19 protein-coding genes and 1 rRNA gene are annotated in these 24864 nt (G+C 71.9%); 6 read left to right on the top strand and 14 right to left on the bottom strand.

Translation table 11 applies throughout. From position 1 onward, the window contains the following. Positions 1-221 precede the first annotated feature (221 nt). A 16S ribosomal RNA gene (locus HEK131_RS03595) occupies positions 222-1747 on the bottom strand. Between the two features lie 557 nt (positions 1748-2304). Then, positions 2305-3312 (bottom strand): stage II sporulation protein M, encoded by a 1008-nt coding sequence (locus tag HEK131_RS03590; RefSeq protein WP_244333633.1) that lies wholly within the window; start codon positions 3310-3312, stop codon positions 2305-2307. Between the two features lie 141 nt (positions 3313-3453). Between HEK131_RS03590 and HEK131_RS03585 the strand changes: the two genes are divergently transcribed. After that, entirely contained in the window at positions 3454-4347 is an 894-nt protein-coding gene (locus tag HEK131_RS03585; RefSeq protein WP_244333632.1) for an RDD family protein, read from the top strand. Here HEK131_RS03585 and HEK131_RS03580 read toward each other — a convergent pair. From HEK131_RS03580 to HEK131_RS03550, 7 genes are all read right to left on the bottom strand, one after another. After that, positions 4344-4970, bottom strand: a complete 627-nt coding sequence (locus HEK131_RS03580; protein ID WP_244333631.1) for a hypothetical protein — start codon at positions 4968-4970, stop codon at positions 4344-4346. The two genes, HEK131_RS03585 and HEK131_RS03580, sit on opposite strands and share 4 nt — an antisense overlap. Before the next feature lie 120 nt (positions 4971-5090). Continuing rightward, a complete protein-coding gene (ahcY, locus tag HEK131_RS03575; RefSeq protein WP_244333630.1) occupies positions 5091-6548 on the bottom strand; it encodes an adenosylhomocysteinase in 1458 nt (485 codons plus the stop codon). Positions 6549-6921: 373 nt separating this feature from the next. Further along, on the bottom strand, positions 6922-7902 hold the full coding sequence (locus HEK131_RS03570; RefSeq protein WP_217461949.1) for a cation diffusion facilitator family transporter: 981 nt from the start codon (positions 7900-7902) through the stop codon (positions 6922-6924). A 140-nt stretch (positions 7903-8042) separates the two neighbouring features. After that, entirely contained in the window at positions 8043-9191 is a 1149-nt protein-coding gene (gene manA, locus HEK131_RS03565) for a mannose-6-phosphate isomerase, class I (protein ID WP_244333629.1), read from the bottom strand. Positions 9192-9244: 53 nt separating this feature from the next. After that, positions 9245-10372 (bottom strand): SIS domain-containing protein, encoded by a 1128-nt coding sequence (locus HEK131_RS03560; protein ID WP_244333628.1) that lies wholly within the window; start codon positions 10370-10372, stop codon positions 9245-9247. An 83-nt stretch (positions 10373-10455) separates the two neighbouring features. Next, positions 10456-10626, bottom strand: coding sequence for a Trm112 family protein (locus tag HEK131_RS03555; RefSeq protein ID WP_217461952.1), 171 nt, complete (start codon positions 10624-10626; stop codon positions 10456-10458). 203 nt (positions 10627-10829) lie between these two features. Next, positions 10830-11252 (bottom strand): DUF3499 domain-containing protein, encoded by a 423-nt coding sequence (locus HEK131_RS03550; protein WP_217461953.1) that lies wholly within the window; start codon positions 11250-11252, stop codon positions 10830-10832. Between the two features lie 311 nt (positions 11253-11563). On the opposite strand from HEK131_RS03550, the gene HEK131_RS03545 reads away from it, so the two are divergent. Continuing rightward, complete coding sequence (locus tag HEK131_RS03545) at positions 11564-12016, top strand: metallopeptidase family protein (RefSeq protein WP_217462028.1); 453 nt, start codon at positions 11564-11566, stop codon at positions 12014-12016. Positions 12017-12164: 148 nt separating this feature from the next. On the opposite strand, the gene HEK131_RS03540 is transcribed toward HEK131_RS03545, so the two are convergent. The 4 genes from HEK131_RS03540 to HEK131_RS03525 form a co-directional block, all read right to left on the bottom strand. Then, positions 12165-12965: an HAD-IIB family hydrolase gene (locus tag HEK131_RS03540; protein WP_244333627.1), complete on the bottom strand. Its 801-nt coding sequence runs from the start codon at positions 12963-12965 to the stop codon at positions 12165-12167. Between the two features lie 296 nt (positions 12966-13261). Then, positions 13262-14743: a DUF5719 family protein gene (locus HEK131_RS03535; protein ID WP_244333626.1), complete on the bottom strand. Its 1482-nt coding sequence runs from the start codon at positions 14741-14743 to the stop codon at positions 13262-13264. Beyond that, positions 14740-18405 carry a glycosyltransferase family 2 protein gene (locus HEK131_RS03530; protein WP_244333625.1) on the bottom strand — a complete coding sequence of 1222 codons (3666 nt, stop codon included), beginning with the start codon at positions 18403-18405 and terminating at the stop codon, positions 14740-14742. Before HEK131_RS03530 ends, HEK131_RS03535 begins: the two co-directional genes overlap by 4 nt. A 211-nt stretch (positions 18406-18616) precedes the next feature. Further along, the gene (locus tag HEK131_RS03525) at positions 18617-18880 is read right to left on the bottom strand and encodes a WhiB family transcriptional regulator (protein ID WP_030377564.1); all 264 of its coding nucleotides are present in this window, start codon (positions 18878-18880) and stop codon (positions 18617-18619) included. Between the two features lie 663 nt (positions 18881-19543). Between HEK131_RS03525 and HEK131_RS03520 the strand changes: the two genes are divergently transcribed. The 4 genes from HEK131_RS03520 (at position 19544) to HEK131_RS03505 (ending at position 23519) form a co-directional block, all read left to right on the top strand. Then, a complete protein-coding gene (locus tag HEK131_RS03520) occupies positions 19544-20050 on the top strand; it encodes a cysteine dioxygenase (RefSeq protein ID WP_217461957.1) in 507 nt (168 codons plus the stop codon). A gap of 45 nt (positions 20051-20095) precedes the next feature. Continuing rightward, positions 20096-21055: a 2-phospho-L-lactate transferase gene (gene cofD, locus HEK131_RS03515; RefSeq protein ID WP_217461958.1), complete on the top strand. Its 960-nt coding sequence runs from the start codon at positions 20096-20098 to the stop codon at positions 21053-21055. Beyond that, positions 21052-22353 (top strand): coenzyme F420-0:L-glutamate ligase, encoded by a 1302-nt coding sequence (locus HEK131_RS03510; protein ID WP_244333624.1) that lies wholly within the window; start codon positions 21052-21054, stop codon positions 22351-22353. The genes cofD and HEK131_RS03510 overlap by 4 nt, the downstream gene beginning before the upstream one ends. Positions 22354-22508: 155 nt before the next feature. After that, on the top strand, positions 22509-23519 hold the full coding sequence (locus HEK131_RS03505) for a DNA-3-methyladenine glycosylase family protein (protein ID WP_244333623.1): 1011 nt from the start codon (positions 22509-22511) through the stop codon (positions 23517-23519). Between the two features lie 6 nt (positions 23520-23525). On the opposite strand, the gene HEK131_RS03500 is transcribed toward HEK131_RS03505, so the two are convergent. Further along, a complete protein-coding gene (locus HEK131_RS03500) occupies positions 23526-24608 on the bottom strand; it encodes a sugar phosphate nucleotidyltransferase (RefSeq protein ID WP_217461961.1) in 1083 nt (360 codons plus the stop codon). Positions 24609-24864 lie beyond the last annotated feature (256 nt).

Below are 24864 nucleotides of genomic sequence, written 5' to 3'. Positions count from 1 at the left end.
TGAGTGCACTGGGGCCGGCGACTGAGGAAATCCATTCCCTCAGACACCCAACAGCGTGCCCGACACCCTTCCCGTCTTTTCCGTTCCACGCCGAAGCAGTACTAGGAGAAAGTCAGTGAAGTGTGCCGAATAATCAACGTTCCACCCATGAGCAACCAGCATCGAACATTCGCCGATGTACTGGCCTCTGGACCGCTAGGCGGCCTAGAAGTGCTCCTTAGAAAGGAGGTGATCCAGCCGCACCTTCCGGTACGGCTACCTTGTTACGACTTCGTCCCAATCGCCAGTCCCACCTTCGACAGCTCCCTCCCACAAGGGGTTGGGCCACCGGCTTCGGGTGTTACCGACTTTCGTGACGTGACGGGCGGTGTGTACAAGGCCCGGGAACGTATTCACCGCAGCAATGCTGATCTGCGATTACTAGCAACTCCGACTTCATGGGGTCGAGTTGCAGACCCCAATCCGAACTGAGACAGGCTTTTTGAGATTCGCTCTACCTCACGGTTTCGCAGCTCATTGTACCTGCCATTGTAGCACGTGTGCAGCCCAAGACATAAGGGGCATGATGACTTGACGTCGTCCCCACCTTCCTCCGAGTTGACCCCGGCAGTCTCCTGTGAGTCCCCATCACCCCGAAGGGCATGCTGGCAACACAGAACAAGGGTTGCGCTCGTTGCGGGACTTAACCCAACATCTCACGACACGAGCTGACGACAGCCATGCACCACCTGTACACCGACCACAAGGGGGGCACCATCTCTGATGCTTTCCGGTGTATGTCAAGCCTTGGTAAGGTTCTTCGCGTTGCGTCGAATTAAGCCACATGCTCCGCTGCTTGTGCGGGCCCCCGTCAATTCCTTTGAGTTTTAGCCTTGCGGCCGTACTCCCCAGGCGGGGAACTTAATGCGTTAGCTGCGGCACCGACGACGTGGAATGTCGCCAACACCTAGTTCCCACCGTTTACGGCGTGGACTACCAGGGTATCTAATCCTGTTCGCTCCCCACGCTTTCGCTCCTCAGCGTCAGTAATGGCCCAGAGATCCGCCTTCGCCACCGGTGTTCCTCCTGATATCTGCGCATTTCACCGCTACACCAGGAATTCCGATCTCCCCTACCACACTCTAGCTAGCCCGTATCGACTGCAGACCCGAGGTTAAGCCTCGGGCTTTCACAATCGACGTGACAAGCCGCCTACGAGCTCTTTACGCCCAATAATTCCGGACAACGCTTGCGCCCTACGTATTACCGCGGCTGCTGGCACGTAGTTAGCCGGCGCTTCTTCTGCAGGTACCGTCACTTTCGCTTCTTCCCTGCTGAAAGAGGTTTACAACCCGAAGGCCGTCATCCCTCACGCGGCGTCGCTGCATCAGGCTTTCGCCCATTGTGCAATATTCCCCACTGCTGCCTCCCGTAGGAGTCTGGGCCGTGTCTCAGTCCCAGTGTGGCCGGTCGCCCTCTCAGGCCGGCTACCCGTCGTCGCCTTGGTGAGCCATTACCTCACCAACAAGCTGATAGGCCGCGGGCTCATCCTTCACCGCCGGAGCTTTTAACCGCAGACCATGCGATCCGCAGTGTTATCCGGTATTAGACCCCGTTTCCAGGGCTTGTCCCAGAGTGAAGGGCAGATTGCCCACGTGTTACTCACCCGTTCGCCACTAATCCCCACCGAAGTGGTTCATCGTTCGACTTGCATGTGTTAAGCACGCCGCCAGCGTTCGTCCTGAGCCAGGATCAAACTCTCCGTGAATGTTTACCGGTAATCCGGTGCACACACACGAGAGCGGAACCATCGGAGGAATAGTCCGATGGTTCACAGCGTCCTCGCTGTGTTTATTTCAAAGGAACCTCGTCCCGGTCGTGATGACCGGAGACGGGGTATCAACATATCTGGCGTTGATTTTTGGCACGCTGTTGAGTTCTCAAGGAACGGTCGCTTCCTTTGTACTCACCCTCTCGGGCTTTCCTTCGGGCTTCCCTTCGGTGTTTCCGACTCTATCAGATCGTTTTCCGATCCGATTTCCTCGGTGCTTTCCAGGTTCTCGCTTTCGCGTTTCCCTTTCCGGCGGTTCCGACTCTATCAGAAGTTTTCGGCCGGTCTTACCGGCGTTCATTTCCGAGTAATCAGATGTGCTTCTCGGATGTCGCATTCAGCGATTTCCTTGCGAAGCTAGGTAAAGCTTAACGATTAACCTTGAACTTGTCCAGCTCCAGGCAACTGTTCAACTCTACCTCCCCGGTCCACCCGTGTCAACAGGTTTTCTGGGGCGATGAGGAGACTAGCAGTTCAGGGGGGCTCAACGCACATCAGGCGGCCGTGGGGACGGAGACGCTGCGTTCGGCCTCCTGGAGATCGCCCGTCTCCCCCTCGCCTACAGCGCGGCCGCCGAGGACGTAGACGTAGGCGAGGAAGGCCAGCTCGGCCGCCACCCCGATGGTGATGCGGGCCCAGGTGGGCAGGCCGGACGGGGTCACGAAGCCTTCGATCGCGCCGGACACGAACAGCACCAGGGCGAGGCCGATGGCCATACCCACTGCGGCCCTGCCCTCTTCCGCGAGCGCGGTGCGGCGGGTGCGCGGGCCGGGGTCGATCACCGTCCAGCCGAGGCGCAGCCCTGTGCCGGCGGCCACGAAGACCGCGGTGAGTTCGAGCAGGCCGTGCGGGAGGACCAGGCCGAGGAAGGTGTCGAGGCGTCCTGCCGAGGACATCAGCCCGAAGCCGACCCCCAGGTTCAGCATGTTCTCGAAGAGGATCCAGAGGACCGGAAGCCCCAGGAAGACACCCAGGACCAGGCAGAGCGCGGCCGCGCGGGCGTTGTTCGTCCATACCTGTGCCGCGAAGGACGCGGCGGGGTGGCTGGAGTAGTAGGTCTCGTACTCGCCGCCGGGGCGGGTCAGGTCGCGGAGGTGGCCGGGGGCGGCGATCGACGCCTGCACCTCGGGATGGGTGCCGATCCACCAGCCCAGGAGGACCGCCACGGCCGTGGAGACGAGCGCGGTGGGCACCCACCAGTGACGGGCCCGGTAGACGGCGGCGGGGAAGCTGCGGCCCAGGAAGCGGGTGACGTCGCGCCACGAGGCGCGGCGGGTGCCGGTGACGGCGCTGCGGGCGCGGGCCACGAGCCGGCTGAGCCGGCCGGTGAGCTGGGGGTCCGGGGCGCTGGAGCGGATGAGGGAGAGATGGGTGGCGGTGCGCTGGTAGAGGGTGACGAGTTCGTCAGCCTCCGCACCGGTGAGGCGGCGTCGGCGGCGGATCAGGGCGTCGAGGCGGTCCCACTCGGCCCGGTGTGCGGAGACGAAGACGTCCAGGTCCATCGGGTCTGCCTGCTCCTCGGCTCGTCGTGGCCCGCTGCCGCGGGACCGCGGGGACGCTGTCAGCTTGTCGTACCGCGACGCGATGCGCCCTCAGCTTGGCAGACTTGCGTCACAGGGGTGGGCGAGGGAAGGACGGCGGGCGTGAGTGAGCTGGTGACCGGTGAGGCGGTGGCGCTGGAGCTGCGGCCCGCCAAGCTGCCGAGCAGGGCGTTGGCCGTGCTGATCGATCTGGTCGTGGCCGTGCTCGTCTATGTCGCGGTGGTGCTGGGGCTCGTGGCGGCCACGTCCTCGCTGGACGATGCCGCGCAGGCCGCGCTCTCGGCGGCCGTATTTCTGCTGGTGCTGGTCGGTGGGCCGATCGCGGTGGAGACGCTGAGCCACGGGCGGTCGCTGGGGAAGCTTGCTTTCGGGCTGCGGGTGGTGCGCGACGACGGCGGTCCGGTCCGGTTCCGCCACGCGCTGGTGCGCGGTGGCGTCGGGATGATCGAGATCCTGATGACGTTCGGGGTGGTGGCGTGCATCGCCTCGCTGGTCTCGGCGCGAGGGCGGCGGCTCGGGGACGTGTTCGCGGGGACGCTGGTCGTGCGGGAGCGGATTCCGGTGGGGCGGGCCGGGGTGGCGCCGCCTCTGCCGCCGGAGCTGGCGGGGCGGTTCGGGGAGCTGGATCTGTCGGCGGTGCCGGACGGGCTCTGGCTCGCCGTGCGGCAGTACCTGACCCGCATGCACCAGCTCCAGCCGCAGGTCTCCTGGTCCATGGCCTCCCGGTTGGCGGCCGATGTCGCGGCTCGGACGGGGACCGCCGTACCGCCGGATCTCCAGGCGCGGCCCGCTGCTTTCCTCGCGGCCGTGGTGCACGAGCGGCAGGCCCGGCAGGCTCAGCAGCCGCCTCGGTACGTGCCCCCTGGCGCGGGGGCGGGCCCGGTCGGGGTGCCTCCCGTGGCGGCGCCGTACGTCGCGCCGGTGGAGGAGAAGGAGCCGGGTCGTCCGGAGGGCGGTTCCGGCCCCAGGTCGACGGGGTTCGCGCCGCCCGCCTAGCGGTCCGGTCGGTCGAACGTCGAGGGCGGGGTCTGGAGGTCCTCCAGCTCGATCCCGGGGGCCGAGAGGACGACGTCCCCGGCGATGTGCACGGTGTGCCTCTCCCCGGTGTCCAGGGCTGTGACCTGGTATTCGTCCACGAGCAGAGGACCGTTGTCAGTGGCGTGTGCTTCTCTGTCGATCAGCGCCCAGGACTGGTCCACGGTGCGGGGGGCGAGGACCGGGTCGGTGAGGGCGACGAGACGTACGCGGGTCGCGGCGGCGGAAGGGGTGAGGCGCAGGAGACGGGCGGTGGCGACGAGGAACGCCGGGGACGTGCCGGTGAAGGCGTGGGCGGGCACATTGCCTTCCTGGGCCTCGATGCCGGAGGGGTCGGTACGGACCCAGGTGACGCCGTCGAGGGCGGCGCCGCGCACCTGCCAGCCGCCGGCGTGGAGTTCGAGGCGGATGGGACGGCCGATGTCATCCAGGGCCAGGTCGACCGAGCCCCGGTGCTCTCCCTCGGGAGAGGTGAGCTGGGAGACGTAGCGCCAGCCGGAAGGGCCGGGGGCGCAGTGGAAGTGTTCTTCCGCGAGAGGGGTGTGATCGTGCGGATCGTGGAGCGAATATCGGCCGCGCGGCATGGGAGGTCCTGGGTTCTGGCGGGGTGACGGTCCGGTCCGGGGCCGCTGGTCCGGTGGAAAGGGGCAGGCCCCCGGCACGGGGGTGCGGGGGCCTGCCTGGATGAAGCGGGGATCAGCGGCTCAGTAGCGGTAGTGGTCCGACTTGAAGGGACCCTCGACCTCGACGCCGATGTACGCGGCCTGCTCCGGGCGCAGCTTGGTGAGCTTGACGCCGAGCGAGTCCAGGTGGAGGCGGGCGACCTTCTCGTCCAGGTGCTTGGGGAGCACGTAGACGCCGGTCGGGTACTCGTCGGGCTTGGTGAACAGCTCGATCTGGGCCAGGGTCTGGTCCGCGAAGGAGTTGGACATCACGAACGACGGGTGGCCGGTGGCGTTGCCCAGGTTCAGCAGGCGGCCCTCGGACAGCACGATGATGACCTTGCCGTCGGGGAACTTCCAGGTGTGGACCTGGGGCTTGACCTCGTCCTTGACGATGCCGGGGATGGCGGCGAGGCCGGCCATGTCGATCTCGTTGTCGAAGTGGCCGATGTTGCCGACGATGGCCTGGTGCTTCATCTTGGCCATGTCGGCGGCCATGATGATGTCCTTGTTGCCGGTCGTGGTGACGAAGATGTCGGCCTTGTCGACGACCTCGTCCAGCGTCGTGACCTGGTAGCCGTCCATGGCCGCCTGGAGCGCGCAGATCGGGTCGACCTCGGTGACGATCACGCGGGCGCCCTGGCCGCGCAGGGACTCGGCGCAGCCCTTGCCGACGTCGCCGTAGCCGCAGACGACGGCGGTCTTGCCGCCGATGAGGACGTCGGTGGCGCGGTTGATGCCGTCGATCAGGGAGTGGCGGCAGCCGTACTTGTTGTCGAACTTCGACTTGGTGACGGCGTCGTTCACGTTGATCGCCGGGAAGAGCAGGACGCCGTCGCGCTGCATCTCGTACAGGCGGTGGACGCCGGTGGTGGTCTCCTCGGTGACACCGCGGATCTCGGAGGCGAGCTGGGTCCACTTCTGGGAGCCGTCGCTGATGGTGCGGTTGAGCAGTTCGAGGATGACGCGGTGCTCGTCGTTCTCGGCGGTGTCGGGCGAGGGGACCTTGCCGTCCTTCTCGTACTCGACGCCCTTGTGGACGAGGAGGGTGGCGTCGCCGCCGTCGTCCAGGATCATGTTCGGGCCGCCGGTGGGGCTGTTCGGCCAGGTCAGCGCCTGCTCGGTGCACCACCAGTACTCGTCCAGGGTCTCGCCCTTCCAGGCGAAGACGGGGACGCCCTGCGGGTTGTCCGGCGTGCCGTCGGGGCCGACGGCGATGGCGGCGGCCGCGTGGTCCTGGGTGGAGAAGATGTTGCAGGAGGCCCAGCGGACCTCGGCGCCGAGGGCGACGAGGGTCTCGATGAGCACGGCGGTCTGCACGGTCATGTGCAGGGAGCCGGTGACGCGGGCGCCGGCCAGGGGCTGCGCCTCGGCGTACTCCTTGCGGATCGACATCAGGCCGGGCATCTCGTGCTCGGCGAGGGTGATCTCCTTGCGGCCGAACTCGGCCAGGGAGAGGTCGGCGACCTTGAAGTCCTGTCGGTTGTCGACAGTGGTCATGGCGGGCTGCTCCTCGGGATCGGGGCGAGGTGGGTACGGCTGGTCTGCGCGGCGACGGACACAGGGGTGTCCCGAGAAGAGGACACAGGCATGCCCGCGTGCGCGCAGCGCAGTCCGTCGGAGGCCCTCTCTCCCTCGGCCGGTCCGTTTCTGGACCGCCCGACCGCCATCAGCAGCGACGTCTGGCTCCGTCCCAAGCTACACCGGAGGACGGGGCGCGCCCCAGTCCGCGTCCGGCCACCGCGTGCCGTCCAGGTGACGGATGTGGCGCGAACGGGTGGGTGCGGGGGCGGGTGGCCGGATGCGCCGAGGCCCCCGGCGCGTCCGGTGGGGACCGGGATGCGCCGGGGGCCTCGGCTCTGGGACCGGGGGCTCAGTGGTCGGCCGGGTGGGGGTTCGGGCCGCCCGGCGTGGCGAGCGGGTCGGGGCCCTTGGCGGCCTCGGCGGCGTTGAAGATGTCCGGCTCCAGGTAGATGACGCGGGCGATCGGGACGGCCTCGCGGATGCGCGCCTCGGCGGCGTCGATCGCGCGGGCGACCTCGGCGGCGGTGTCGTCGTGCTGGACGGCGATCTTGGCGGCGACGAGGAGTTCCTCGGGGCCGAGGTGCAGGGTGCGCATGTGGATGACGCCGGTGACGGTGTCGCCGTCGACGATGGCGGCCTCGATCTTCTTGACGTCCTCCAGCCCGGCGGACTCACCGAGCAGCAGGGACTTGGTCTCGGCGGCCAGGACGAGGGCGATCAGGACGAGCAGGACACCGATGCAGACGGTGCCGATGCCGTCCCAGACGCCGTTGCCGGTGAGCAGGGCGATGCCGACGCCGCCGAGGGCGAGGACCAGACCGATGAGCGCGCCGAAGTCCTCCAGCAGGACGACGGGCAGCTCGGGCGCCTTGGCGCGGCGGATGAACTGGGCCCAGGAGAGCTTGCCGCGCAGCTCGTTGGACTCCTTGATGGCCGTACGGAAGGAGAAGCCCTCGGCGATGATGGCGAAGACGAGGACGCCCACCGGCCAGTACCAGTGCTCCACCGCGTGCGGGTGGCTGATCTTCTCGTAGCCCTCGTAGATGGCGAACATGCCGCCGATGGAGAACAGGACGATGGAGACGAGGAAGGCGTAGATGTACCGCTCGCGGCCGTAGCCGAAGGGGTGCTGCGGGGTCGCCTCGCGCTGGGCCTTCTTGCCGCCGATGAGCAGCAGGAACTGGTTGCCGGAGTCGGCGACCGAGTGGACACCCTCGGCGAGCATCGACGAGGAGCCGCTGAACGCGAACGCCACGAACTTCGCTGCCGCGATCGCCAGATTGGCCCCGAGTGCCGCCACGATCGCCTTGGTACCGCCTGACGCGCTCATGTTGTCCGCGAGTCCCTTCGCCCTCTGCACCCTCGTACGGCCGAACTCTTCGGGAGGGTTCCGTCTTTGCCCGTGCTTTGCCGGAGGGTCATTCTTGCAGTCCCACCGGGGTGTGGCGCGTCAGGTGTCCACAGGGCCGGTCATACGATCACAGTGGCACGGAAGAGGGTGCCCTCGCCGGACGCCTCGGTCTTCTCTCCCGCCGGGACGAAGACGGACCGGCCGGGCAGCAGTTCGTGCTCGCCGACGCGGACGGAGCCGGCCGTGCACAGCAGGATCTGCGGGGTGGGCAGGGTCAGGTCGCGGGCGGTCTCGCCGGGCAGGACGTACCGGGAGAGCCGGAACTCGTCGATGGGGGTCTCGTAGACCTCCTCGCCGTCCGGCGACGCCTCGGGGCGCAGTACGCCGGGGTCGCCCGCCTCGAAGCGGACCACGCGCAGGAGTTCGGGGACGTCGACGTGCTTGGGGGTCAGGCCGCAGCGCAGGACGTTGTCGGAGTTGGCCATGATCTCGACGCCGAGGCCGTCGAGATAGGCGTGCGGGATGCCGGCGCCGAGGAACAGGGCCTCGCCGGGCTGGAGCCGGACGTGGTTGAGCAGCATGGCCGCGATCACGCCGGGGTCGCCCGGGTAGTGGTGGGCCATGTCGGCGTAGGGCGTGTACGGGCCGCCGAGGCGGATGCAGGCGGCGGTGGCCTCGGTGACGGTGCCGGCCATGTCCTCGCGGTCCGCGGTGAGGATCGCGGTCAGGACCTCGCGCAGGGCGGCGTCCTCGGGATGGGCGCGCAGCAGGTCGGCGTAGGGCTTGAGGGAGGCGACACCCAGGCCGTCGAGCAGGTCGGCGGCTTCGGCGGGGGCGCGGAAGCCGCACAGGCCGTCGAACTCGGTGAGGGCGCAGATGAGTTCGGGCTTGTGGTTGGCGTCCTTGTAGTTGCGGTCGGGGGCGTCCACGGGGATGCCCCGGCGCTCCTCCTCCGCGTACCCCTGCTGGGCCTGGGCCAGGTCGGGGTGGACCTGGAGGGAGAGGGGGGCGGCCGCGGCGAGGATCTTGAGCAGGAAGGGCAGGCGGGGGCCGAACTTCGCCACCGCGTCGGCGCCCAGTTCGCGCTCCGGGTCGGCGTCGATGACCTCGACGAGCGTGCCGCGCGTGGTGCGCGAGGGGGCTCCGGGGTGCGCGCCCATCCACATCTCGGCCTGCGGTTCGCCGGTGGGCTCGGTGCCCAGGAGGCGCGGGATGGCGGTGGGCGAGCCCCAGGCGTAGGGGCGGACGGTGTTGTCGAGGCGGTCCATGTGTCTTCTCTGTCTCCGTACGTGCGCTGCGGGGGCGTGGGCCTCGAGCAAGCTCAGGCGCCGGCGGCGAGCGCCAGGTAAACGGCGGCGAAATCCGTGACGGCGATCAGATCGGCGAGGGTCTCCAGTTCGCCGCCCTCCTCGGGTTCGAGTTCGCTGATCGGTGTGTCGTGGCCGAGGGCCAGTTCGCGGGCGGCGGGGGCCGCGGTGAGGCCGCCGAGGGGGCGGTCCCGCAGCAGCACCACGCGCGCGTGCAGCGCGGGTGTCTCCTCGACGCGGTCGCGGAAGAAGTCGTCAGGGTCGGCGCTGGCGGCCAGCGGGCCGGCGAGGAGGGCGTTGTGCGCGGCGAGCGCCTCGGGGAGCTCGGCCACCAGGGCGGGGCGGCCCGCGAGTTCGGCCAGGGCGGCGGCGAAGCGGCGGCCCGCCGGTCCCGCGGAGGTGCCCTCCGTCCAGACGACGGGGAGGGCGTCGGCGAGTTCCGCGGCGAGGGTCTTGGCCGCGTTGCCGTACGTGGCGACGGCGGGGCCGCAGCGCTCGGCGACGTGGTCGAGGCGGTCGGCGACCTTCTCCAGGGCGTCGGGTCCGGCGCTCAGCAGGCCGACGCGGTCGAGGAGGGCCAGCAGCGGGGTGAGCAGGGCCCAGAAGACGCCGGAGGAGGACGCGGCGAGCGGCTCCTCCTGGTCGTACGGGGCGGTCGCCATCGGGATGAACATCCCGTGCGCGCCCGCGACCGCCTCGGCGAGGGGGGTGCCGGAGGGGGCGACGGCCACCACGGAGCAGCCCCGGCGGTACGCCTGTTCGGCGAGGACGCCGAGGCTCGGTTCGCTGCCGTCGGGGGTGGCGATCAGCAACAGGTCCACGGAGCCCGCCCAGCCGGGCAGTTCCCAGCGCAGGGCGCCGGGGGCGGGGGCGACCCCGGTGGCCTCCAGGCGGATCACCGGGCTGCCGGGGCCGGCCAGGGTGCCGAGGAGGTCGGCGGTGTGCGTGGCCGCCGCGCCGGGGCCGGCGATGAGTACGGCGCGGGGGCGGCCGTCGGGCTGGAGCGCGCCGACTCCGGCCTCGACGGCGTGCCGGGCCGCGGTACGGACCCGCGCACCCGCCTCGGCCGCACCGCGCAGCAGCCCTCGGCGGTCGGCCCTGGCGAGGCCCTCCGGGGTGTCGAGGAGCGATTCGTCGAGCATGTGCGGGGGCCTCCGATCGCCGGGGTCCTGAGGGGGCGGCTGGGGCGGCGTCGTACGTGCGGCGGCCCCTGTTCGATGGGCCCTTACTGCGGGCGGCGGGCCTCGTCGACGAGCAGGACCGGGATCCCGTCGCGAACCGGGTAGGCCAGGCCGCAGTCCTGGCCGGTGCAGATCAGCTCGGTGTCCTGCTCCTTGAGGGGAGCGTGGCATGCCGGGCAGGCGAGGATCTCGAGAAGGCCGGTTTCGAGCGGCATGGGGTGTCCCTTCGGGCAAGCGGGTGTCGACGTGATCTGTAGGCGTGGAGCCTGGTCAGGGTACCGCCGGTGAGGGACGGGCCGTGGGGAGCCTTCGACCGGGGCGGGACGACGGCCCGCGTGTCCCGGGCACCGGTCGGTCCGAGTGCCGGGCCGCACGACCGTCGGTGTGCGCGGCCGGACCACGGCTCCGGACCGCCGGGTCAGGAGTCGGGGGAACGCAGGACCCTCAGGTGACCGCGCCGGGCGACTTCCATGGGGTCGGCGGTGCGTGCGCCGCCGCTCGCTCCGGCCGCGCGTTCCTGCGGACGGGCCGCCTCCCGCACCGCGTTGGCCAGTGCCTCCAGGTCGTCGCCGCTGGGGCGGGCCGGGGCGGAGCCGTCGAGCAGCCGGACGACTTCCCAGCCGCGCGGGGCGGTGAGGCGCTCGGAGTGCTCGGCGCACAGGTCGTAGCAGTGGGGTTCGGCGTAGGTGGCGAGGGGGCCGAGGACCGCGGTCGAGTCGGCGTAGACGTACGTCAGCGTCGCAACGGCGGGTCGGCCGCAGGCGGTGCGCGAACAGCGACGTACAAGGCTCACGATGTTGGACGGTACCGCACTCTTGAGCGGGCCGCGACGACTCTCCACCAGGTCACTGTCCCGTGTCGTGCCGCGCGGCGCCCCGCGGCCCCTTTCCCGGGAGCCCCGCCGAAGGGGGCGGACAGGGGGGCATCAGGTGATGATCCGGTACAAAATCCGTCGACCGGACCCGGTTCGTGGACCTCGTGGTGGCCGGAACGGTCGTGCGATGGCGGGAAGACGACCGCACGAACACCGGGAGAAAAGTGCGCGAAGAGTCCGGGGAGGCGGTGCGGAGGGGCGGTCACTCGGGCGGGGTCCGGGCGGCTGCCGCGTGGAACCGGACGGGCGGGGCGGGCGAGGACTACGCTTCTGCGGTGATGGACGACCGTGTACCGCCCCGTGCCGCAGGCCCCCGACCCCGCCGCCGTGATCGTCACGGGCGGGGCATGCGTGGCCCCATCGCACCGCCGCAGGTGCCGCTGGCGGCCAGCCGCGCCGACGCGTTCGCGGATCTCGTCCGCGACTCCGTCGAACGGCTGGAGCGGCGCTGGGAGCAACTGGCCGAGGTGGAGTTCCTGGTGCTGGAGGTGCCCCGGCTGGAGGGCACCGGCGAGGGAGCACCGGACGACGAGGGCGTGCCGCTGGGCGGGATCATCCCCGCGCGGGACGACCGGCGGGCGCGGGTCGTGGTGTACCGGCGGCCGATCGAGATCCGCACCAAGAGCCGCGACGAACGCGCCGAGCTGGTGCACGAGGTGGTCGTGGAGCAGGTCGCCGAACTGCTGGGGCTGAGCCCGGAGACGGTGGACCCCCGGTACGGCGAGGAGTAGCGGGCGCCGCCCAGTGCGGGGCGACCGGGCTTCATGGCGGGTGGCAAGGACCCGCGATCCTCGCTGAGGACAGCACGGCTGCGCTCCGGCTGTCCTCACGAAAGCCTCTGGTCTCCACGGCGCCGGACGGGCTGGGACCGGGGTCCGGTCAGCGGGTCTCCGCAGGGGTCGGCAGCGGGAGCGTGGGAACGTCCAGCCCCTGCCCGAGCATGGCCTCGATGTGGTCCGCGGTCTCTTCCCACCTGGTCACGGCGACGCAGGGCACGCCCATCTGCCGGACCGGGAAATCGTTCCCGCCCTCTTCGAGCCGGTCGCCGATGAAGAGGACGTCGTCCACCCGCAGGTCCAGATGGGCGAGGAGGCGCCGCATGCCGTACGCCTTGTCGATGCCCTTCTTGGTGACGTCGATGGACGTGGAGCCGCCGCTGCGGACCTCCAGACCAGGCAGCCTGGCCGCCGCGTACTCGCGCAGGGCCTTGCGCCGGGAGCCGTCCGGATCCCAGGCCGCCTTCGCCTGGTGCGGGGCCTGCTGGCCGAGTGCGGAGAACGTCACCTGGCTGCCCCGGTCCTCGATGATGTCTCCCCAGGTCCGCTCCGCCCAGAGCCCCAGGGACTTGGCACCCTCGGTCAGGACCTCGATGACGAGCGCCTTGTCGTCGTCGTCGAGGTTCTCGCAGTAGATGTCACTCCAGCCGCCGGACTCCCACCGCAGGTAACGCGTGCCGCAGGTCGGCATGAGGTGGAGGCGCGCGGCGAGTTCGGCGGTGAGGGGCAATTCGTCCAGGACCTGGGTCTGGAACTGCTCGTACCGGCCGCCGGAGATGATGCAGACGTGCTTCGCGGACAGGAGGCGCAACAAGCACTGGGCCATGCGAGGCGTGATCTTCGCCTTGGAGAGGGCGAGCGTGTCGTCCAGGTCGAACACCACGATGCGAGTCGACAGTACCAATGCCCCATCCTTCTCTTCGTACCCGTCGGTCGGAACGAGCCCAGCCACCGTAGCCGAACCCGGTTCCGGCAATCCTGACCGCCGACCGATCGGACGCCCCTCCACGTGGGCGGCCGTCTCCTCGCCGGACGCCGGTCCGCGCGGCCCGAGAGCCGGATTGGCCGGATTGGCCGGATTGCCGGTGACGGCAGCGGCGAGACTACCGGTTTCCGTGCCCCGCACACCGCGTCGACGCCGCTTCGCCGTGCGGGGCGCTCCCGGTTCCGTGCGCCATCGAGGCTGTCGCAGCCCCTTGGTCAGTTCAGCACCGAAAGATCCTGCTCCGCCCGCGGTACCGCGACCAGGCCGCGGTCGTTCGGGAGGGTCTGGATGGTGAAGTCGGAGGCGTTGTCGGTGCTCGTGAGGGTGCGGGCGGCGTAGACCGGGCCGCCGGAGACAGGTTCCACGGTCAGGGCGTAGGTGCCCTTGCCGCCCGAGGGGGCGCTGATGTCCTGGCTGGTGCCGGACTTGATCGTGTACGTCTTCGTCGCCGGGCTCCCGCCCTCGCTGCCCGCCGAGGCGGTGACCTTGACGGTGGCGGTGCCGGTGGGCGCGGTCAGGGACAGGGTGGAGCCCTTGGCGGTGTTGTCGGCGGCGGTGGCGCGGCGGCCGACGGGAGCGGTGGCGGGGATGTACGCCGTCTCCTGCCGGGCTCCCTTGCCCCGCACCACGCGCAGCGCGGCGACCACCGGGACCGCGTCGTCGGTGGGCGTGAGGATCAGTGATCCCGGTTCGCCCCGGGTGACGGGGCCGAGGTCGACGGCGGTGGTCATGCCCGCCTTGACGTGCACGGTCTCGTTGCCGGCCGGGGTGATCGAGCCGCTCGGCGAGGCCAGGCGGACCTTGAGGTCGGCGTCGTCGTCGCCGCGGGCGAAGGCGACCAGGCGGACGTCGGTGGCGTCCTTGGGGATGCCGGGCAGGACCAGGCTGCCGGCCGGGTCGGCCGCGGCGGGCAGCCAGTCGCCGCCGCCCGCGTCGTCCTGGGCCTGCACCGTGGCGCCGACCCGGCCGCTGCGCACGCCGACGTGCACGGTCAGGTCGGTCTGCGGGTCGTCGGTGAGCGTGGAGAGCAGCACCGGCTCGCTGGAGTGCGGCGGCACGGTGATGCCGTCGGCCACCGCGGACTTCAGGGCGCCGCCCTTGCCGTACAGCTTGATGTCGACGACGGCGGCCGCGTCGTCGGGGTTGGTGAGGTGCACATAGTCGGTGCGGCCCTCGGCCGTGCTGGCGCCGGGGAACCAGAAGTCGGTGTCGGCGGGGGTGCAGGTGACGCCCTGGAGGCCGCGTCCGGTGCCCGCCGCGATCTTGGTGGTCTCCTGGACGGTCCAGCCGGGCGCGTACTTGCCGTCGGCGGTGCCGATCAGCGCGGGCGCGTCACTGCCGGAGGTGTCGCCCAGGGCCGGGGTGCCCGGCGGCTTGGGGGTGAGCACCGGCTCGGCCTTCTTGTCGGCGCTCTTGGCGCCCTTGCCGTCCGCCGACTGCTCGTCGGCCGCTTCCAGCGTGGCCCGGCCGCCGTTCTCCGCGCCCTGGGTGACGGGCGTGAAGGAGGTGTACGCGGTGTCGGCGATGTCGGAGAAGCTCGGCGCCGGGCACAGCAGACCGGTGCGCTCCACGGGCCGTTCGGTGGCACTGCCGGCCGCGCCGGAGCCGGAGGCGGCGGGCGGGTCGAACGCGGCGAAGCCGGTGACCGCGGCCAGGGCGACGGTGCAGGCGATCAGGGACAGGGTGGTGCGGTTCACTGCTGGCTCCCGTCGTGGCGCTCACTGCCGTCGCCGTAGGGCGGCTGCTGGGCGGGGTCGTAGCCCTGCGGGTGGGCCGCCGGGTCGTACGGCTGCTGCTCCGGCTGGACCCCGTAGCCGTAGGGGTCGTAGGGGGCCTGGCCGTAGGGGTCGCTCTGGTACGCGCCCTGGTCGTACCCGGTGTTCTGGTACGGGGCCTGGTAGGGGTCGGCGGGGTAGGCCGCGTACTCGGGGTCGGCGTAGGTGTCGGTGCCGGTGTCCCAGTCGGCGTAGGGCTGCTGCTGCGGGACGACCGGCTGCGCGGGCTCCTGCTCGCCGTACGGCTGGGGTTCGGGGTCGGCGTACCGCTCCACCGGCTCACCGGCCCCCTCGGCCTGTTCCTCGGCCTGTTCCTCGGCCTGGGCGCGCAGGCGGCGGGCGCGGCGGCCCTCGCCCTCCATGGCCTGGGCAGGGATCGGCTGCTCCTCGGGGAGGTCGTCGTCGATGTCGCGGCGGCGGCCGGGGAGGGCGAGGACGACGAGGAGGACGGCGAGCGCGCCCTGTGCCCACAGCCAGACGGTGTGGGCGATCGGGGCGTCGTAGGTGACGTCCAGCCTGCCGCCGCCCGCGGGGAGTTCGAAGCCCTGGGCCCAGCCGTCGACGGTCTTGGGGGTGAGGGGCTTGCCGTCCAGGGTGGCGGTCCAGCCGTCGGAGACGGCGTCGGCCAGGCGCAGCACACGGCCGCCCGAACCCGTGGGGACGGTGGTGTGGATCTCCACCGGGCCCGCGGCGACGGCCTGCGGGGTGCCGGAGCCGCCCGCGCCGATGAGGGTGGCGCGGGAGACCTGGCGGTCGACGCGCCACAGGGCGTTGCCGTTCTGCTGGCTGAGCCGGGCGAGACCGGGGGTGGCGTCCAGGACGCGGGTGATCTGGCGGGGGGTGCCCTGGTGGACGAGGACGTAGCGGACGGCGAAGCCGCCGAGCTGGCCGCTCTGGTCGGCGCCGGAACCGGCGACCAGGTTGGCGACGACCTTGTCGAGGCCGGTGTTCGGCCCGTCGGCCGCGGCGATCTCGCCGTCGCCCATGCGGGCGCCGGAGCCCCGGACCAGGGTGTAGCGGATCCGCGCGGCGGAGTCGCCTTCGAGGACGAGGGTGCGGGCCTGGTCGCGGGTGTTCGCGTCCTCGGCGACGAAGGCGGGCACCTGGGCGGGGTCGCGGCGCTCCAGGGGACCGTCGGCGCCCCGGATCATCCAGCCGGCGGCGGCGACCAGCGGGCCGACGGCGCAGGCCAGCGCGATCAGGGCGGCGACCGGCTGGCGCCAGCCGAAGCTCTGCTCGGCGACCCGCGCGCGTGCCCCGTCCGCGCCGAGCGCGGCGGCGGCGAGCAGGGCGAGGCCGTAGACCAGGGTGGCCGGGCCGGCCCAGGCGGAACGGTTGGCCAGCACCGCGAGCAGCAGGCCGGTCAGGGCGACGGCCCAGGCGGCACGGATGCCCAACTGGCGCTCGGAGCGCAGGAGCGCGGCCAGCGCGGCCAGGACGATGCCGATGAGCAGCGGTCCGGACACGGTGCCGGGACCGCCCGGGCTGGTGCCGAGCAGGTCGGAGGCGGAGGCGGCCGAGGCGCCGAAGTCCAGTCCGGCCTCGGTGAAGAAGCCGGTCGGGAGCAGGGTCAGCGACCAGGGCGCGAGGACCAGCAGCGGGGTGCCGAGCTGGGCCAGGAAGCGCAGGAGGTGGGCGACCGGGTCCGAGCGGCGCAGGACGAGCACGCCGATGCCGAGGACCAGCGCGGCGGGCCAGACGACGGGCGTGAAGGCGGTGGTGATGGTCAGCAGCAGCGCGTACGCCCAGGTGGCGCGCCAGCTGCCGCGTGCGCCGGAGCGATTGGCGAGGCCGCTCGCGGCGACGCCCGCGCGGGCGAGGAGCGGGAGCAGCACGGCGAGGACGGCGGTGCCGATGCGGCCCTGGGCCAGCGCGCCGGTGGTGGCGGGCAGGAAGGCGTAGGCGATGGCCGTCCAGGCGCGCAGCAGCCGGGAGCTGACGAGGGGCCGGGAGGCGAAGTAGGCGGTGAAGCCCGCCAGCGGCACCGAGCAGACCAGCAGCACGGTGACCGCGAGCCCGGTGGAGCCGAGGAAGAGCGAGGCGAGCGTCGCCACCACGGCGAGGTACGGCGGCGCGGAGGTGGTGCTGCCGGCGCCGACGGGGTGCCAGGCGGAGCCGAAGCTCGCCCACAGGTCGGTCGCGCCGGGCGGGACGGGCAGCAGGGCGCCGCCCGCGAGGGCACCGCCGCCCAGCAGGGCGCGGCAGGCGGCCAGGGAGATCAGCAGCAGGGCGAGGAAGAGCACCGGGCCGGGTTTGCGGGCGATGCGCTTGAGCCGGGCGAACTGCTCGATCTCAAGGAAGTCGGCGTCGTCGCCGCCGGGCCCGGACTCGACCGCGCTGCCGTGGCGTCCGGCGGAGGTGTCGACGTCGGAGCTGGTGGAGAAGTTGGCCGCGATCTGTTCGGCCGTGGCGCGGATGGTGGCGCCGGGCGGCGGGAAGAGTTGGCGCAGCTCGTCCTTGTCGAGCTGGGAGGGGCCCCGGCTGCGGCGGGCGGCGAGGACGCGCTCGGGGCGCAGGAGGACGCCGAGCAGGCCGCGGATCTCGTCCAGGGCCTGTCCGGGCACTTTGCCGACGAGGTAGGCGAGGGTGCGCAGGAGGGTGCCGAGGACCAGCCGGAGCAGCACCCAGGGCAGCGCGGCCGTGCGGGTGTTGGCCAGCAGGGTGTGGACGGCACCGGCCTTGTCGACCTTGTGCGGGGAGGCGGTGGTGCGGCCCGCGCAGTCGACGGTGCGGCGCTCGCGGGAGGCGGCCTCCGCGTGCCGTACGACGGCGTCGGGGGCGACGAGGACGCGGTAGCCCTCGGTGTGGGCGCGCCAGCACAGGTCGACGTCGTCGCGCATCAGGGGCAGTCGGCGGTCGAATCCGCCGAGCCGTTCGAAGACGTCGCGGCGGACGAGCATGCCCGCGGTGGAGACGGAGAGCACGGTGCGGACGTGGTCGTGCTGGCCCTGGTCCTGCTCGCGGCGGTCCAGACCGGTCCAGCGGCGGCCGGAGTTGGCGATGGAGACGCCGACCTCCAGCAGTTGCCTGCGGTCGTACCAGCCGCGCAGCTTGGGGCCGACCACGGCCACGTCGTCTCGGCCGAGTTCGAGTTCGTTGTCGACGACCCTCAGCAGCTCGGCGAGGGCCTCGGGTTCGGGTGCGCAGTCGTCGTGCAGCAGCCAGAGCCACTGGACGGGCTCGCCGTACGGCAGTTCGGGCAGGTCGTAGGCGTCGTCGCGCCAGGTGCGCGTGACGGGGTCCCAACTGTTCGGACGCCTGAGGTAGGGCAGGTCGTCCGGCGTGAGGACGGGCGCGAGGCGGGTGGCCTCGTCCACGGCCTGGCCGAAGCCGGTACGCCGGGCCAGGTGGACGACGGCCTCGTCCCCCAGGGTCTCGGTGACCAGTTGGGCGGAGTCGTCCGCGCTGCCGGTGTCGGCCGCGACCGCGTACTGCACGGGGCGCTCCTGGCCGAGGAGCCCGGCGAGAGCGTCGGGCAGCCAGCGGGCGCCGTCATGGGTGACGAGGACGGCCGTCACCACATGGCGCGGGAACTCGGGAGTGGCAGCGTCGTGTTGGGCTGCCGTATGGCTGTGCACGGACATCGAGGTACGGGCCCCGGTTCGATGGACTGCGGTGGACACCTGGGCCCCGTGGAGGGCAGGCGTCTCGGACGAGCGCCCACACTATCGGTCGGTCATGACGACGGCCCGCCGCCTGTGGACAACCCACGTGCGACGGGCCGTTCGCACCGTATGTGCGTGTACCCGGCGGCCGTCAGCCGCCCCGGTGCCCTGCGAGCGGCAGGTGCGCCGGTCAGACGGCGGCCTTCTTCAGCCGGCGGCGCTCCCGCTCGGACAGGCCGCCCCAGATGCCGAAGCGCTCGTCGTTGGCGAGGGCGTACTCGAGGCATTCGGAACGGACCTCGCACGCGAGGCAGACCTTCTTCGCCTCTCTCGTGGAGCCGCCCTTCTCGGGGAAGAAGGACTCGGGGTCGGTCTGGGCGCACAGCGCGCGCTCCTGCCAGCCGAGTTCCTCGTCCGCGTCGTCGACCAGCAGTTGCTCCACGAGCTCGGTCATGTGCGCCCCTCGTCTGTCTTTCGCGTCCCCGTGCCTGGCCGGTCCCGGCCGAACGACACGAGTGAAATTACAAGTGTGCTGCTCCGAGCGAGTCAAGCCGAGATCTGCTATTGAGCCCGTTATTCACTCTGCGGAACCAAGGCCCTGCGTTAAGTGTTCAAATCGGCATAAACCTTGACGCACAGTTGAGGACGCGGGAGGGACGCCGTTCCTCGCACCTCATCTGTACGAAGCACGGCACTCCCGCGTTCGAACGCGGTCCGTGATGCCCGAGCGCCCGGATGTGCGCCATGTGTCCCCGGTACCGGGTGCACAAACCTTTCGCCTGCCAGATCCACCGGATGAGGTGAACCACGTCCCACGAACCGGCCCCGAGTTGACACGGCAGGTGTGAGCCGCTGTCCTTGTGGGCATGCTCGCCGACTTCGCACCCGCCACGACCCGCATCGCCGGGTCCCTCGGCGCCGTCGGCGTGCGTTCACGCTGTTGTTGCTGTCCCTGCTGTTGAGCCGACCGCGCTCCAGCCGACCTCGGGCCGACTCCGGCCCGGCGCGTCCCGCCGTTCCCGTACCCCCTCGGGGACACCTGCCCGTACGCCCGTGACCCGGGCCAGGGCCCAGCGACACCCAGCCGCCGCCTCTGAGCCGAGGAACCCCACACCCCATGAACAGCGACAACGACCTGCAGATCGCCGGTGACATCCTCGAGGTCCCCCACCTGCTCCAGCCGCCCCGCGAGCACCCGCTGACCGTCGCCGAGTTCGCCGGGCTCGCCCGCGCCGTCGCCGCCGACCGTGACAGTTGGGCCCACCTGGTCCGCTACGACGCCACCACCCGCTGGTACCACCGGCTGCGCACCGGCCCCGGCTACGAGGTGTGGCTGCTGTCCTGGGTGCCCGGCCAGGGCAGCGGGCCGCACGACCACGGCCGCTCCTCCGGCATCCTCACCGTGCTGGAGGGCACCCTGACCGAGCGCACCGGGCGGGGCACCCGCAGCCTCGCGGCGGGCGCCCAGCGGGTCTTCGCGCCCGGCTACGTGCACGACGTGGTCAACGACGCGCTGGAGCCCGCGGTCAGCCTGCACGTCTACCACCCCGGCCTCACCGAGATGCCCATGCACACCTCCCCGCACTGCGAGGCCCGTACGGAGCCGAGCCCGGCCGCGGTGTGATCACCGGCCGCACCGCCTGTCGGAGGCTGCTGACACACTGATCCCATGCGCATTGTGGTTCTGGCAGGCGGCATCGGCGGTGCCCGGTTCCTGCGCGGTCTGAAGCAGGCCGCCCCGGACGCGGACATCACGGTCATCGGCAACACCGGCGACGACATCCATCTCTTCGGGCTGAAGGTCTGTCCGGACCTCGACACCGTGATGTACACGCTCGGCGGCGGCATCAACGAGGAGCAGGGCTGGGGGCGGCAGGACGAGACCTTCCACCTCAAGGAGGAGCTCGCGGCCTACGGCGCCGGACCCGGCTGGTTCGGGCTCGGCGACCGGGACTTCGCCACCCACATCGTGCGGACCCAGATGCTGGGCGCCGGGTATCCGCTGAGCGCGGTCACCGAGGCGCTGTGCGACCGCTGGAAGCCGGGCGTGAAGCTGATCCCGATGACCGACGACCGGGTGGAGACCCACGTCGCGGTCGACCTGGACGGCGAGCGCAAGGCCGTCCACTTCCAGGAGTACTGGGTGCGGCTACGCGCCTCGGTGCCCGCCGAGGCGGTCGTGCCGGTCGGCGCCGAGCAGGCCAAGCCCGCGCCCGGCGTGCTGGAGGCCATCGCCGAGGCCGACGTCATCCTCTTCCCGCCGTCCAACCCGGTGGTGTCCGTGGGCACCATCCTCGCGGTGCCCGGCATCCGGGAGGCCATCGCGGAGGCGGGTGTCCCGGTGGTCGGGCTCTCCCCCATCGTCGGTGACGCGCCGGTGCGCGGGATGGCCGACAAGGTGCTCGCGGCCGTCGGCGTGGAGTCCACCGCCGCCGCGGTCGCCGCGCACTACGGCTCGGGGCTGCTGGACGGCTGGCTCGTCGACACCGTGGACACCGGCTCGGTCGAAGCGGTGGAGGCGGCCGGCATCCGCTGCCGTGCCGTCCCGCTGATGATGAGCGACCTGGACGCGACCGCCCGGATGGCGCGGGAGGCGCTGGCGCTGGCCGAGGAGGTGCGGGTCGCGTGACCGGTTACCGGGTCTGGGCGCCCTCCGGTCTGCCCGAGGTGGCGCCGGGCGACGACCTGGCCAAGCTGATCGCCGCGGCCGAGCCCGGCCTCGCCGACGGGGACGTGCTGCTCGTCACCTCCAAGATCGTCTCCAAGGCCGAGGGGCGGATCGTCCGGGCCGCCGACCGGGAGGCCGCGATCGACGCCGAGACGGTGCGTGTGGTGGCCCGGCGCGGCCCCCTGCGCATCGTGGAGAACCGGCAGGGCCTGGTCATGGCCGCCGCCGGGGTCGACGCGTCCAACACCGCCGAGGGCACCGTCCTGCTGCTGCCCGAGGACCCGGACGCCTCCGCGCGCGCCATCCGCGAGGGCCTGCGGGAGGCGCTCGGCGTCACCGTGGGCGTGGTCGTCACCGACACCTTCGGCCGTCCCTGGCGCGCCGGGCTCACCGACGTGGCGATCGGCGCGGCCGGGGTGCGGGTCCTGGACGACCTGCGCGGCGGCACGGACGCGCACGGCAACCCGCTCTCCGCCACCGTCGTCGCCACCGCCGACGAACTCGCCTCGGCGGGCGATCTGGTCAAGGGCAAGGCGTCGGGACTGCCGGTGGCGGTCGTACGCGGCCTGCCCCATGTGGTGACCGGGGCGGCCGAACAGGGCGAGGGCGCGCGGGCGATGGTGCGCTCCGCGCGGGACGACATGTTCCGGCTCGGCACCTCCGAGGCGGTACGGGAGGCGCTGAGCCTGCGCCGGACCGTGCGGTCATTCACCGACGAGCCGGTCGACCCCGGCTCGGTGCGCCGCGCGGTGGCCGCCGCCGTGACCGCACCCGCCCCGCACCACACCACGCCGTGGCGGTTCGTGCTGCTGGAGTCGGCCGAGTCCCGGCTCGCGCTGCTGGACGCGATGCGGGACGCCTGGATCGCCGACCTGCGCCGGGACGGCAAGAGCGAGGAGTCCGTCGCCAAGCGGGTCCGGCGCGGTGACGTCCTGCGCGACGCGCCCTATTTGGCCGTGCCCTGTCTCGTCATGGACGGCTCGCACACCTACGGCGACGCGCGGCGGGACGCGGCCGAGCGGGAGATGTTCGTGGTCGCCACGGGCGCGGGCGTGCAGAACTTCCTGGTCGCGCTGGCCGGGGAGCGACTGGGCTCGGCCTGGGTGTCCTCCACGATGTTCTGCCGTGACGTGGTCCGCGAGGTGCTGGACGTGCCCGCCCACTGGGACCCGATGGGCGCGGTGGCGATCGGCCACGCGGCCCAGGAACCGCCCGCCCGCCCGGCGCGGGAGGCGGGGGCGTTCATCGAGGTGCGCTGAAGGCCGCGGGGGAAGCCCTACGGCCTGTCTTCCGGATCTTGCCGCGGTCGCGGTCGGCCAGAAGGCGCCGTAGGTCCGAGTCGGCCTGATCCGGAAGAAAGGCCCTAGTCTCGTAGGACACCCCCGGCCCATCCGCACCCCTAGGACCTCTCCCCGTGGCAGGACGTTTCGCCCCCCGGCCCCCGTCGCACGCGACCGTGCGCGACGCGGTTCCGGCACCCGTGGTGCCCCGGCAGGCGGCCGGGCCGCGGGTGCGGACGTGGGTGCCGGACGGTCCGCTGGACCTGGGCCTCGTACTGGGACCGCTGCGGCGCGGCGGCGGCGACCCGACGTTCCGCGCGACGCGCGACGGTTCGGTGTGGCGGGCGGCCCGCACGCCCGCCGGGCCGGGCACGCTGCGCGTGTACGCGTGCGGCGGCGAGGTGCGCGGCGAGGCGTGGGGCCCCGGCGCCGACTGGCTGCTGGAGGGGCTGCCCGAGCTGCTGGGCGCCGCCGACGACCCCGGCGTCTTCGAGCCACGGCACCGCCTGGTCGCCCTGGCCCGGCACCGGCGTCCCGGACTGCGGCTGACCCGGACCGGGCTGGTGCTGGAGTCGCTGATCCCCTCGGTGCTGGAGCAGAAGGTCACCGCGGACGAGGCGTACCGGGCGTGGCGGCGGCTGGTGAGCTGGTTCGGGGAGCCCGCGCCGGGCCCCGCCGGTACGGGCGAGCGCCCGATGTGGGTGATGCCGGCGCCCCGGACCTGGGCGCTGATCCCGTCCTGGGAGTGGCACCGGGCGGGCGTGGACGACAAGCGGGCCGCGACGATCCTGCGCGCGGTCCGGCTGGCCGCGCGGCTGGAGCAGACGGTGGGGATGCCCCCGGCCGAGGCGCGGGCCCGGCTGGAGGTCGTACCCGGTGTCGGCCCGTGGACCTCGGCCGAGGTGGTCCAGCGCTCCCATGGCGCGCCGGACGCGGTGACCACGGGCGACCTGCACCTGCCCCGCATCATCGGCTGGGCGCTGGCCGGGAACCGCGACGCCGACGACGCGGAGATGCTCCGCCTGCTGGAGCCGTACGCGCCCGGGGGCCAGCGCCACCGGGCCGCGCGCTACGTCCTGCTGAGCGGCGACACCCCGCCCCGCAGGCACCCCAAGATGCGGAAGACGGACATCGGCAGGTGGTGAGCGGGGCTACTGGTCGGAGGAGAACCTGACCGCCCCGGCCGGGATCCGCGCGTCGCACCACACCCGGACCCCTTCCCGCAGCTCGTTGTCGGCCCCGACCACGGCCCCGTCCCCGACGACCGCGCCGGTGAGCACGGACCGCTCACCCACGCGGGCCCGGCTGCCGATGAGCGAGTCGGTGACGACCGCGCCGGGCTCGATGACCGCGCCGGGCAAAATCGTGGACCCGGTGACCCGCGCCCCCTCCGCGACGAACGCGCCCTCGCCCACCACCGTGCCCCCGGTCAGCTTGGCGTCCGGCGCCACCCTGGCCGTCGGCAGGATCAGCCGGTCACCGCGCCGGCCGGGCACCGCCGGGGAGGGCGCGCGGCCCATCACGAGGTCGGCCGAGCCCCGGACGAAGGCCGCGGGCGTGCCGAGGTCGAGCCAGTAGGTGGAGTCGACCATCCCCTGGAGGTGGGCCCCGGCTGCCAGCAGCTCGGGGAAGGTCTCGCGCTCCACGGAGACCGGGCGCCCGGCGGGGATGGTGTCGATGACGGAGCGGCGGAACACGTAGGCGCCCGCGTTGATCTGGTCGGTGACGATCTCCTCGGGCGTCTGCGGCTTCTCCAGGAAGGCCAGCACGCGCCCGGTGGCGTCGGTGGGGACCAGCCCGTACGCCCTGGGGTCGGCCACCTTGGTCAGGTGCAGGGAGACGTCGGCGCCGGTGGACTCGTGGGTGTCGACCAGGGCCGGGATGTCGAGGCCGGTGAGGATGTCGCCGTTGAAGATCAGGACGGGCTCGTCGGGGCCGGAGCGCAGCCGCTCGGCCACGTTGCGGATGGCGCCGCCCGTGCCGAGGGGCTCCTTCTCGGTGACGTACTCCAGATGCAGCCCGAGGGCGGAGCCGTCGCCGAAGTGGGGTTCGAAGACCTCGGCGAGATAGCTGGTGGCGAGGACGATGTGCTCGACGCCCGCCGCTCTCGCTCTGGCGAGCTGGTGCGTGAGGAACGGCACCCCGGCAGCCGGGACCATGGGCTTGGGCGTGTGCACCGTGAGCGGCCGCAGCCGCGTGCCCTTGCCGCCGACCAGGAGGATCGCTTCTGTCACCTGTCGTCTCTGCTTCCTGCCGGGACCGGCGGAACGTCTCGTTTCGGCCGGCCAGTGTATGCAGACCGTGCGACCGCGCCCCCGGTGGCCGCGCGGCGTCCCGGAAGATCGGCGTCGCCGTCCCCCGGCCGTACGCGTCCGTCCGGGCGGCTGCCGCCCGCCAAGAGGCTGCCACCGCCGGCCGCCGGTCATGTACGGACGCGGGCACCCGTTCCGGGCGGCCGTACGGCACGGCCCCGCCCGCGTACCCTTGCGC

It is taken from the genome of Streptomyces seoulensis (assembly GCF_022846655.1).
Classification (GTDB): domain Bacteria; phylum Actinomycetota; class Actinomycetes; order Streptomycetales; family Streptomycetaceae; genus Streptomyces.
This window is presented reverse-complemented; position numbering and strand designations above follow the sequence as displayed.